Genomic DNA, 10,466 nt, shown 5'->3' on the forward strand with positions numbered 1-10,466 from the left:
GCCCTCAAACGAGATGTCCGTACCGGTATGGGTTGTGACTTGAACAGCCAAGGGGTGTACTTTCGGCACCAAATTTCAAACGAGCCCCCCGTGTCGGCTCGTCTCCTTCTTGTCTTTCAACGTCATTTCGTAGCGCCAAAGGTGACGCCCTATGCCGAACATCAGCACTTATGTCGTTGCCTACGATGTTTCCGACGATCAGGAGCGGCACCGGGTGTCCAAGGTGTTTGAAGGCTTTGGGGAGCGGGTGCTGGGGAGTGTGTGTTGAGCGTTTCCGGCAAGCAGCGGCTGTGCGCGCGGCTGGAGGCGGTGGAGTTGGCGACGGGGTGTGAGTGTGTATCGCCTCGCCCCTCGCGAGTACGGGGACGACCTCGGAGAGGTGCCGCCGCAACTAATTGATTCGTATTCTGTGGTGATATGAACGCTCTGCCCGATGTGATGTGGCGCGTGCTGGACGTGACGCTGGTCAACACGCGAAATGTGTTTGCCCGCCAGCATCCTTTGTCTATCCTTGATGCGGTGTGCAAGCACGCCGCCCGGCGCGGCGGAATTGATACGCCGTACTTTTTCCACCCCGTGGGTCAGGCCCTCCCTTCGCGTATGGCAAGGGGAGGGCTTTATCATTTGGAAGTCATTTTCCCCCGCGCAAGCGAGGCGGAGGTTGGGGCCTTTACGGCGGCCCTTCAAGCGCACTTGGCTGACCCTCGTAACAACTTTCGGATTCAGGGGGCTCCCACAATGTGGGCAGAGGCCCTGACGGACCGCGTGGAGGCATTTCGGCACTGGGCGGGCACGCCGAAGGAGGTTTGCCTTGATTTCCTGACGCCGTTCCCCTTTAAGCCCAAAAATGCAAAGCGTCGGTGGCTGTTGTCCCCCGGGGAATTTGTCGGCGCACTGTGTCGGAGGATTGAACGGTTTTACGGCGCGGTTTCCGTTGATCAAGAGGCTCTGTCCAGTGGTCTGGAGCTTTTGCCGTATTATTGGAATTACGAGCAGCACAAACACCCCTCGCGGTCTGGGCGTGGCGTGCAATATGTTCACGGTATGGTTGGTCCTCTGTACATCAAAGGAGACATCGAAGCCGCTTTGCCGTTGGTGCTGGCCGGGGAACGGCTACATATAGGGCGGCGGCTTGCGGCTGGGATGGGCTGTTATCGCGTTGCACTGGAGCAGCCCTACTTCGACACCCTGTTGACTGAGCAGCGCTTTCAGGAACAGGTCGCCGACCGTATGCAGCGCGAGTCGGACCGCGCCAACGAGCTGGAGCATGATTTCGGAAGCGTGCGTGGCGCCGTGGCTCAGGTCTGCGAAGATATTTTGGACGGTTGCTATGAGCCTGTTCCCGCCACGGCCACAGAGGTGCCGACAACGTCCGGGGCCGTGCGCCGGCTCTGGAGCTTCGATGCCAAGGATGTCGCCGTACAGCATCTGCTCCACACGCTACTTGCCCCGGTGCTCGAAAAAATGTTCGAGGACGCGAGCGCCGGGCACCGCAAGGGGCGCTCGCGCGAGACGGGACGGCGCATGGTGATGCAGGCCGTTCGTGAGGGCTACTCGCATGCGTTGGAGGCGGATATTCAGTCCTTCTGGGACGAGATTCCGCATGAGCACCTTTTTCGGATGCTGGCGGTCGCACTGCCCGATTCGGACAGGCAGACATTGGCGGCTGTTCGGGCCTGTATTGAGTGCCCTGTTGCCCGGCAGGGGCGTGTGGAGAGTGCACCGGCCGGGCTCGCGCAGGGGAATGCGCTTACTCCGCTTTTGGCGAATCTGTACCTTGATACGCTTGATGAGCAGATGGAGGCGCAGGGTTATCGGCTGGCCCGTTACGCGGACCGGCTTATTGTGTTGGCGCGTTCTGCCGCGGAGGCTGAATCAGCGCGGGCGGCGCTGTGCGACATCCTCGCGAGGCTTGGGTTGCGCCTGAATATGGACCATGCGCAGGTTGTCACCAGTGCACAAGGATTTTCGTTTCTCGGGCGGACATATGGCCTTGGGCTGGACGATGAGCTGGAAGGGGAGGCGCCTCTTCGGCGCACCGTGACCGTGACCAACCGCTATGCCTTTGTCGGCGTGGACCATGATGCACTCTGCGTGAGGAAGGGTGAGACGGACTTGGCGCGGGTGCCTCTTGCCAGAGTGGAAAACATTGTCATGCAGGGGAATAACTCTCTGTCCGCGCGGTTGGTGCAAAAGTGCGTGTCGGAGAATATACCCATAACGTTTTGCTCTGCTGCGGGGCATTATGTTGGGACTGTTCAACCGGATTCCAAGCGGCATTACCACGTTGCCGGACGGCACTTGCTACGCTTTGAAAGAGCTTCTGGTGCGGAGTTGGCGCACGCTGCACGGGATTTTGTGACAGCAAAGCTTGCCAATGCCTTGCAGTGGCTGAGGGGGAGGGCTGTTCCTGCGCAGCATTGTGCTCCCCTTGCGGACGTGCTCCAGCGAGTGCGGAACGCGCAAGGTGTTGCAGAATTGCGGGGATACGAGGGTGAAGGGGCGCGCCTGTGCTTTTCGCTCATTCAATCGCTTGTTTCGGATGCGCGTTCGGAGGGCGGGTTTGCAAGCCGTAAACGTGAGCCGAAAGCCAAGGCCGACAGGTGGAACACGCTGCTTGATTGCCTGTATATGCAGCTTTTCGCACGGTTGAACCTTCTGGTGCGCGCTCAGGGGCTGAATCCCTATTTGGGATTTCTGCACAGCCACAAGGACAACTTTGAATCCCTCGTATGCGACTTGCAAGAGCCATTTCGTTTCCGCATGGACCGTCTGGCCCTACGAATGGTGAATAAACAGGAGATACGACGCGACGACTTTGAGTGCTCCAAGGCGGGACGCCACCGCCTGACGCGGCGTGGATTCGCCAAGGTTGTGGAAGCCTTCGAGCGGGAGCGATGCGTCCAGATGGCACTGGATGACCACACCCTCGGCGACCTGCTCGCGGCCCAAGTCGGCGCGGTGAAGCGCTGGGTCAGCGGCGCAGGGCTTGAGGTCTACACATGCGGCACGCCAATGCACGCCCAAGGCGCGTGTAAAAATATCTAAGAAAATGCACCCGTGGCGGGCTGTGTATGGGAGACCTTTTTTCTGGGTCGGGGCAAGGCGTTTTGCGTGGAGGTCCTGTGGAAAGTGCGGAGAAGCAGATTTGTAATCCCTTGGAAGTATTGCCTAAAAAAAGAGATGACCTAGAACATTTTTGGACGTCTGTGGAAAACGTCCAAAAGAGCCACCAAAATGAGGACGTCCACAGAAACCAGCTTGCAACAGACTTGAATTCTAGGGTAAATTTTCACTGATCTCAAAAGAGACGTCCGTACCGGTATGGGTTGTGACTATATCCCACGTTCAAGTTCTCGCCTCATCAGCTCAAAAGAGACGTCCGTACCGGTATGGGTTGTGACTCACGGGGCGATTCGCGTTGCGCATCAATTGGTCCTCAAAAGAGATATCCGTACCGGTATGGGTTGTGACTCCATATTCAACGCCGGATGGTCCGCAATCTCCTCAAAAGAGACGTCCGTACCGGTGCGGACTATACCTCAGCATCAGGCCTTGAGCAGGCGTGTTGGAGCCCGGGGTGCCCGGAGCTTGTGGAAGAGCTACGCTCTCTAGAGGGGGGCATGAGAAATCAAGTGGGACGATAAAGGGAGAATCTGTGGCGTATATCGGATGTACTCAAAAGCTCGCTAAAGAGCTTGAGGGGCGGCTGACACAGGAAGAGGCCCCTCTAGGAACGGGCCTCCATGGCTGGCATGCCAATCTGTACTTCTTTTATGACCGTAAGTTCGTGCTGCTGGTCAACGATGCGACACGCTTTGCCGTTATCTTTCCCGTAATGAATGAGACGGAGTTCCAGAATTTGGAACGCCTCTTTCGCGAGAACTTCAAGGCTGAACTCACTCGTTTGGGCTTTGCGTCAGACGACGTCGCAAAGGCGCTCCTGGCCCTCGGGCCAGTAACATTGGGCAAAACACATAACCGGAGCGTCCTCGGCACGATGAACGATATGGCCTTTTGCCTCGAAGGCCAACTCCACCTCCTCGGTCGGCTACCAGAAAACAATGAAGAACTCTGGACTCTGACCCGAATACTCAACGAAATGCCCTGCAACTCCAAAAACTACAAAAAAGCATTCTTCCCCTCCGAACTCATGACCGAACTCCTCGCCAGCCTGTAACGCAGACGAAACGATGCTGTTGCGTGCTTCTTTGGAGCCTTGGTCCCGCTTACAAAATCGTGATTCTGAAAAGTAAGATTTTTTCGAAATCGATCGATGTGATTCGGCATGGAGAAATGGCGCGACATTGATTCGTTGAGCCGGCGCATCAGAAGTGGTCCGAACAAACGGGACCACTTCTGGGTTACATGTCGGGGGAGAGGGCGTGCTCGGCGTCGTATCGGTTTGACGAGCCAACCTGCCAGCCGCAGGCGGTCAGGGCCTCAATGATATCCTGCTGGAACAGCTTTTCGCGCGGGGCGGGCATGTGTCGAGATTCCTGAAATACTGGGAATAACGGACACACGCGATACTACAATAGTACGCGAAGCTCAATATGGACGGGGCGAAAATCAGGCGTTGATGCTACTGAGGATGTGGTTGGCCCTCTTGGCAATCACTTTGCAAATGCGGCGAACAGTGGGGGACTCGCCGTACTCCTCGCAGAAGACGTCAGCGGCGAAGTCCGCCATGGATGCCGTCTGGTCCGTCATATCACGAAGAATCTGTATAGTGATTTCCGGCTTCCATCCCGCAAGCGCGCCGAGGCGCTCCCAGTGCCTGCGCATGATATAAGCTGGGTCTTTCTGTTTGCCGATTCGCATGGAGAGGCGCGTGGTCAGCCCTTCGTACACGGCGGTGGACATCAGGTCGTAAAAGGGGGCAAGGCGCGGCTTGGGCGGAGCGTCGTAGAGGAGGGAGAGGTTTTTAGCGTGGCCGTCCGCATTGCCGATGATGAAGTTGAAGACAGCCCACTGAAAGAGCAAGACTTTGTCATGGTGAGGCTCACGGCAATGGTCGATAAGGCGGAAGCAGTCGGCAAAGCCGGGGCCGCCTTCATTCTCGTATTTGATCTCCGGAGGGACGCCGAGTGCCTGACAAAAATCTTCCTGATGGATGCGCCGTACATGGTCGTCTTCAATGGCCCGGTCATACCGTTCAACAACATAGGCGCGGGGGCGGGTGTCTGTGATAAACGAGCGTGCTGGATTGAGGTGCACGACACGTGCGAGAAACATGCAGAATGCTTCATTCTCGACGGACTCCGGCAGGTCGGGAACGGCGGGCTTGATGAGATGGGTACTCGGTGAGCCGTTAAGCGATAGGTAGAAGTTCTTGCCGTCAACGACAAGTGGGAGCTTGGCCTGTGCGCCAGCAAGGGAAAGGCGCATCCCTTTTTCACCGGCGAGGAGGGGCCGGGTCGGCACTTGCCGGATGATTTCGCCAAAGGTGGCGAGGTCGAGCTTTTGGAGCTTGGGCGTTGACGGGGCGTCAGGCGTTTCGCCTTCGGGCAGAATAGAGAGCGCTCCAGCGCATTCCGCACCAAGTTCATGGAGCAGGCCATAAGGGTTCTTTGGGGAAACCCGCAGGTTCTTTCCGGCGAACTCGCGCGCCTTTTCTTCCGGGAGGAGGTTGTCGAAAAAGGCGCGTGTGAGGTCCTCGCTGAACGGAGCGTCTTGAAGTGGTAAACTAAGGGACAGGGGGAAGCCGGAGCCGAGCCACTCGGGGGCGTAGGCAAAGACCATGTGGACCTTGCCGTGCCGTGTGATGGTGCCGACACGCTTGGTTTCATACCAGACGTTCAGTGAGTCCTTCATGGGTTAACTTCTGGTGTTGATGGTCATTTGCAAATTCAGGGCGTCGAGAAGCTGGAAGACTTTGGCGATTTCGGCGGTGGATTTGCCGTTTTCGAACTCGGAAATAAAGCGCACGCCGACGCCGCTTTTTTGAGCAAGCTTTTCCTGCGTCAGGCCGAGGTCTTTGCGGCGCTGCCATGCGGCTTTTCCGAGGGATGCGACGTTCTCGACCGTGCCGGATGCAAAAAGGGGGCGCGGCCTGTTGTGCTGTTTGTTTTGGGCGTTTGCAGAGAGGAGCGCCCCGCCAAAGAGCAGCCCTGCTTTAACGAGACCACCCGCCCTCTCGGTTTGGGGGCGGTCGTTGAGCATGGCCTTGAGCTCGTCCTTATCAGGCTGGTTGGCTGCAGAGGTCTTTTTGTCGTCGGTCATGAATATTCTCCCGTACGGGAACGATACGTTCATTGGTATGAAAGTCAACACATCTTCCCGTACGGTAAAATCGCGCCCCAGTCCCGAACGTTGATTTGCCCGTGACCGCGGCGGAAATGAGGGCGGTGCGGCGTTCTTTGAGGAGGGTGATGGAGTGTTGGGCTTTGGCGGTTAGGGTGTCGATTTTTGGTCATTTTTCTAGATGATTAGTAATGGTCAGCTGTTCACGAAGTGGAGGGCACTTTTGTGTGGCAGGATCAGTAAAAGCCCCGGTGTGATTCGGGGCTTGTAGTTGCGATTTGAGTCGTGCTGTGGTGTTTGAGCGTTGTTGGTCTACCGTATATGGCTTTTCTTATTAACGTTTTTCTCAGAAAGGCTTACATGCAGTCTAATCGAAAACGTTACTTCAAATATGAAGCACCTCAGCTGTCAGCCGTGCTGAGACGTCAGCATATCTCATCTTCTCTCCGCGAAGCAGAGTCGCGATCTTTTCTTTCCCCCAAATCTCAACACCGTATCTCTCAGCCTTCTGGTAAACCTTTTTACTGATGCAGTCTGTGTTTGTGCACAGGATGAGTTTGTCGAATTTTTTGTTGAGCCGCGCTTCATATTCAGGGCGTGCGTTGTACGGTTCTAGAGCGATCTTTGCATCATCAATTGCATTTTTTGTGCATTTGCACTGGATGAGGACGTTGGCACGTTCTGAAATTGTCACGACGTCGGCCCCGAAGTCTCCTGAGACAGGTGTAAGGTAGCTTGCGCCGCCGAATTCCTTGGCTGCGAGCTCTGCAGTGAGAGCTTCGAAGAGCGCCCAGTCTATGGTGTCCAGCCAGTCTGCCGTGATGGGGGCGTCTGTTAGAATTTGGGAGCCGAACATGCCTTCCGTGTCGAAATCTTCAGGGGCGATTTCTGTTGGGCTTATGACGGCATCTTTGAGCTGGGTTTTGGCCGCAAGGAGTTGCTGGAGGTTGCTGTCGAACGATTTAAGGCTCGGGTGGGCGAGAACCGGGATATAGACGTGAACATCCTTTGTCGCGCCGATGCGGTAGACTCTGTCGGTTGCCTGCGCCTCTTTGGCTGGGTTCCAATGCCGTTCTAGGTGGATGACGTTGTTTGCCCCAACCACGGTGAGGCCAACACCTGCGGCAAGAGGGGACATGATTATTATCCCAAAGCCGGGTTTGGATTGGAATCCGTCGATGAGCTGTTTGCGTGTGGACGCACCTTTTCCTGAGCGTGACGCAACGGATTTCGTCTCGCCGTTAACGACTTCAATTTCAACGCCGTATATGGCCTTGAGGTTGATAGCCAAGGCTTTTTGGAGCTTTTTGTTGATGGCAAAAATGATGACCTTTTCATCCCGCGCTTTGATCTCTTCCAGAATGCTCAGCATGAGTTTGAGCTTTTCGGATTTGAGAAGTGAGTTTTTCGCTTTCTGGGCGTTGGATGATGAAGCCTCAGGCGTTCCACCATCGAGAAGGTCCGGGTGAAGCGATACGTCGCGCAGACGTCGTAGGCCGGGCAGAATTGCCTGCTGGATTTTTTGGGTATCGCCGGAAGCCTTGGCAGCGGAAACGCTTGCAATGACCGCGTCATAGCGTTCTTGCTGAATGCCGTTCATCATGACGCAGTAGCTTTTATCCTCACCGCCATCATGGATGATTTTTTGCGGCAGGCCGTCCAGTGAGCCTTCCTTGTTTCGCCGGAGCATCAACTCTCCAACGTGCTGGTAAAGCTGCTTGCCAACTGCCACGCGGGTGGCATCCTTTTCTGTTGTGGTCGCCCTGTTGATTGGCGAAATGTAGGTCTTGTTGAACTCCTTGTATGATCCAAGGAAGCCCGGGCTGACGGTGTCGAAGATGGACCAAAAGTCCCGCAAGCTATTCTCGACAGGGGTGCCGGTGACCGCAAGTCGGAAGTCTGCTTTGAGCGCTTTTGCTGCGCGGGATTTCATGGCGTTAGGATTCTTGATGTCTTGAGCTTCGTCAAAGATGACCATCCCCCAGTCAACTCTGCTCATTGAGAATTGATAATCACGAAGGGTGTCGTAGTTGGTAAGGACGAGACGTCCGGGCATGTCCAGACGAAGATTGCCAAATCCCTTACCGACTTTCAGCGACTAGCGAATTGCCGTCTCTGCCCCAGCTGGAGTTTGATGAGCTGTGGTTTCGCGTCCGGCCCCATGTTGTTTGTACCTTGGCAAATCAGCATTGGCTTGCAGGATGACGATATCCTCGAACGGGCTGTTCTCGAAGACATTTTCAACTTCTTGGTACCAGTTTTCCAGAAGGACAACCGGGGCAACGACGAGCGTGGGCTTTGGCTTGCACTGCTCCCGAATGATAGCTTGGTAGACCTGAAGCGCTGCAAGGGTCATGAAGGTTTTGCCAAGGCCCATGTCATCCGCAAGCAATGCGCCCCCGAAGCGATTCCGTTCTGGAAAGGCGAGGGCTTCACACGCGAGGCCAAGTAGCCAGCAAATCCCTTCCCGCTGATAGTTGAACGGCTTGTATTTGCACCCGTTACCGCAAATCGGGCCAGAATAAAGTTGACGTTTTCCTGCTGTAAGAGTGAGAAAGCCGTCTGCGACGTCCTCATCGTTGAGGTCAATCTTGACCGTGATGTTTGGCCCTGACTGCGACTCGTTCGGTTCTTTGTGCGAGGCGGGTTTAGCTGGGCGGGGGGCCTTCTCATCGACGTCAGAAATGGTTTTGCCAAGTACAGCGAGAGTGTCGCTTAGCTCTTCCTTGTTTGCAGGCAGGAGAATGGTTTTATCTTTGAATGAAACGGATGTGTCGCCTTTTGACGTCGCTAGTTCAACCTGCTTTGTAAGCTCTGCGAATTCCTCTCGGTCTTTTATGAAGTTGCCCGCATCCGAAAGCGTAAAAACATCGGGTTCGCTGTCGGGGTCTCCAAACCACGTCATGGTTTGCGCGTCGGTTTCACCGAAATACGCCTTTTGGAAGACTTCTGCTCCATGCACCCTGATAGAAGGATTTTCATCAAGGTCAACAAGACTGGCGTTGATGAAAGCTGTGGGCTCTTTGAGGAACTGAAGCTTTTCGGCGGCAGGAATTTGCCTGTTTGATAGCACCTCCTGAACGCCTTCCATGCGCTTTTCATCCAGTAGGACAATTCGTTTGCCAATTCTCAGGGCTGTATTATCGGCTCCTTCCAGTTGGCCAAGACGCTCCTCAATGTCATTAGGCGCGTCACCCAGCCCAAAGTCGGGGATAAGGCGCAGGCTTCCGTCTGGGTCTTCCACAATGGATATGCTGACTTTGTCTGGCTGCTGAATGGCGGTATCGTCGAAATGTCTCAGGTCAATATGGATCCCGCCAGCTTTTGCCTGCTGGAGCGCGTAGACCGCCGCAAGGTTAGCACCTTCGGTCTTGTTATCCTCGGATAGTGCTCCATGCTTTTGAATGGCAAACAGTGCGGCGTACTGCGATTCGTCAGGCAGATACTCTTCGTCTTCGCCAAGAATGAGGAGTGGACCTGCCAAACGGTAGTGCTTTGTCCGTTGCTGATTAGGGCGGACGAGGATGAGTTCTAGACGAAATGATGGAGAGTAGCTTTGGCCACGGATCTCAAGCTCAAAGCGACCGGGCCATGGTTCAGGAAGGCCAAGGAGCATTCTGTCATCTGGCGCAAGGCGCGTCGCGACATCATCAGGAAGGAAGAATCCATTGGTGACAGGTTCAGCTTCACCTTGTTCGCAGAGCATCTGAAGCGTGACGTATTGAAATTGGAGTGCATCGGGAGCGCTTCCTTTTGTGCACTCTTCGTGCTTCAGCGAATGGAAGCGGATGCCATAACCTGAAGGCTCAATATGGTATTGTTCTGCGTTGGGTTTGGAGAAGATGGAGCTTATGAATTTTTGTAATTTCATGATCGTATCATCCGGACGTAGTCTTCGCGTTCCATGATGTCAGATGGATTGATTGTGATGCCGAGGCGTTTGAGCTGTTTGTAGGCTTTGCGTGGCCAGTTGCCGTTGTGGATAATGCGCGCGAAGTTGTCGCTTATTCCGAATTGGTCCTCGTAGTTTTCCTGAAGGCCTATGCCGAGAGGGCGAGAGTATGCATATGTCTTTTCGTATTTTCCGGCCGGGCATTCGTCTGGGAGTTTATCTGCGATAGTGAGGGCAAACGAATGGGTGCCTTCAATGAGATGAACATCCCCCATGCGGAAATAAAAGACAGTCAATTTATTGGAGTTGCTTCCTGAAAGTCTTATGA

The 10,466-nt window shown here is 55.1% G+C and carries 8 protein-coding genes and 1 pseudogene; 3 read left to right on the forward strand and 6 right to left on the reverse strand.

What is annotated here, in order from left to right; all coding sequences use genetic code 11:
- The first annotated feature begins 151 nt into the window (after positions 1 to 151).
- From ACY69P_RS09330 to ACY69P_RS09340, 3 genes are all read left to right on the forward strand, one after another.
- Positions 152 to 268 (forward strand): CRISPR-associated endonuclease Cas2, encoded by a 117-nt coding sequence (locus ACY69P_RS09330; RefSeq protein ID WP_462327264.1) that lies wholly within the window; start codon positions 152 to 154, stop codon positions 266 to 268.
- A 149-nt stretch (positions 269 to 417) separates the two neighbouring features.
- Positions 418 to 3,048, forward strand: a complete 2,631-nt coding sequence (gene cas1 / locus ACY69P_RS09335; RefSeq protein ID WP_462327265.1) for a CRISPR-associated endonuclease Cas1 — start codon at positions 418 to 420, stop codon at positions 3,046 to 3,048.
- Positions 3,049 to 3,658: 610 nt separating this feature from the next.
- Complete coding sequence (locus ACY69P_RS09340) at positions 3,659 to 4,180, forward strand: DUF6933 domain-containing protein (protein ID WP_462327266.1); 522 nt, start codon at positions 3,659 to 3,661, stop codon at positions 4,178 to 4,180.
- A 184-nt stretch (positions 4,181 to 4,364) separates the two neighbouring features.
- Here ACY69P_RS09340 and ACY69P_RS09345 read toward each other — a convergent pair whose 3' ends face one another.
- From ACY69P_RS09345 to ACY69P_RS09370, 6 genes and pseudogenes are all read right to left on the reverse strand, one after another.
- The gene (locus ACY69P_RS09345; RefSeq protein WP_462327267.1) at positions 4,365 to 4,487 is read right to left on the reverse strand and encodes a hypothetical protein; all 123 of its coding nucleotides are present in this window, start codon (positions 4,485 to 4,487) and stop codon (positions 4,365 to 4,367) included.
- 85 nt (positions 4,488 to 4,572) lie between these two features.
- Positions 4,573 to 5,817 (reverse strand): HipA domain-containing protein, encoded by a 1,245-nt coding sequence (locus ACY69P_RS09350; RefSeq protein WP_462327268.1) that lies wholly within the window; start codon positions 5,815 to 5,817, stop codon positions 4,573 to 4,575.
- 3 nt (positions 5,818 to 5,820) lie between these two features.
- Positions 5,821 to 6,225: a helix-turn-helix transcriptional regulator gene (locus ACY69P_RS09355; RefSeq protein WP_462327269.1), complete on the reverse strand. Its 405-nt coding sequence runs from the start codon at positions 6,223 to 6,225 to the stop codon at positions 5,821 to 5,823.
- Positions 6,226 to 6,631: 406 nt separating this feature from the next.
- Positions 6,632 to 7,618 carry a helicase-related protein gene (locus ACY69P_RS09360; protein WP_462327271.1) on the reverse strand — a complete coding sequence of 329 codons (987 nt, stop codon included), beginning with the start codon at positions 7,616 to 7,618 and terminating at the stop codon, positions 6,632 to 6,634.
- Positions 7,619 to 7,714: 96 nt separating this feature from the next.
- Positions 7,715 to 10,117 (reverse strand): annotated as a pseudogene (locus ACY69P_RS09365) (DEAD/DEAH box helicase); the annotation flags it as partial.
- The coding region (locus ACY69P_RS09370) for an EH signature domain-containing protein (protein WP_462327270.1) at positions 10,114 to 10,466 on the reverse strand (353 nt) is incomplete at its 5' end. The pseudogene ACY69P_RS09365 and the gene ACY69P_RS09370, both read right to left, overlap by 4 nt.

Source organism: Desulfobaculum sp., assembly GCF_054921475.1.

Coding starts and splice junctions, on each gene's coding strand:
- ACY69P_RS09330 (WP_462327264.1), top strand. CDS start 152: ATGCCGAACATCAGCACTTATGTCGTTGCCTACGATGTTTCCGACGAT.
- cas1 (WP_462327265.1), top strand. CDS start 418: ATGAACGCTCTGCCCGATGTGATGTGGCGCGTGCTGGACGTGACGCTG.
- ACY69P_RS09345 (WP_462327267.1), bottom strand. CDS start 4,487: ATGCCCGCCCCGCGCGAAAAGCTGTTCCAGCAGGATATCATTGAGGCC.
- ACY69P_RS09350 (WP_462327268.1), bottom strand. CDS start 5,817: ATGAAGGACTCACTGAACGTCTGGTATGAAACCAAGCGTGTCGGCACC.
- ACY69P_RS09355 (WP_462327269.1), bottom strand. CDS start 6,225: ATGACCGACGACAAAAAGACCTCTGCAGCCAACCAGCCTGATAAGGAC.
- ACY69P_RS09360 (WP_462327271.1), bottom strand. CDS start 7,618: ATGCTGAGCATTCTGGAAGAGATCAAAGCGCGGGATGAAAAGGTCATC.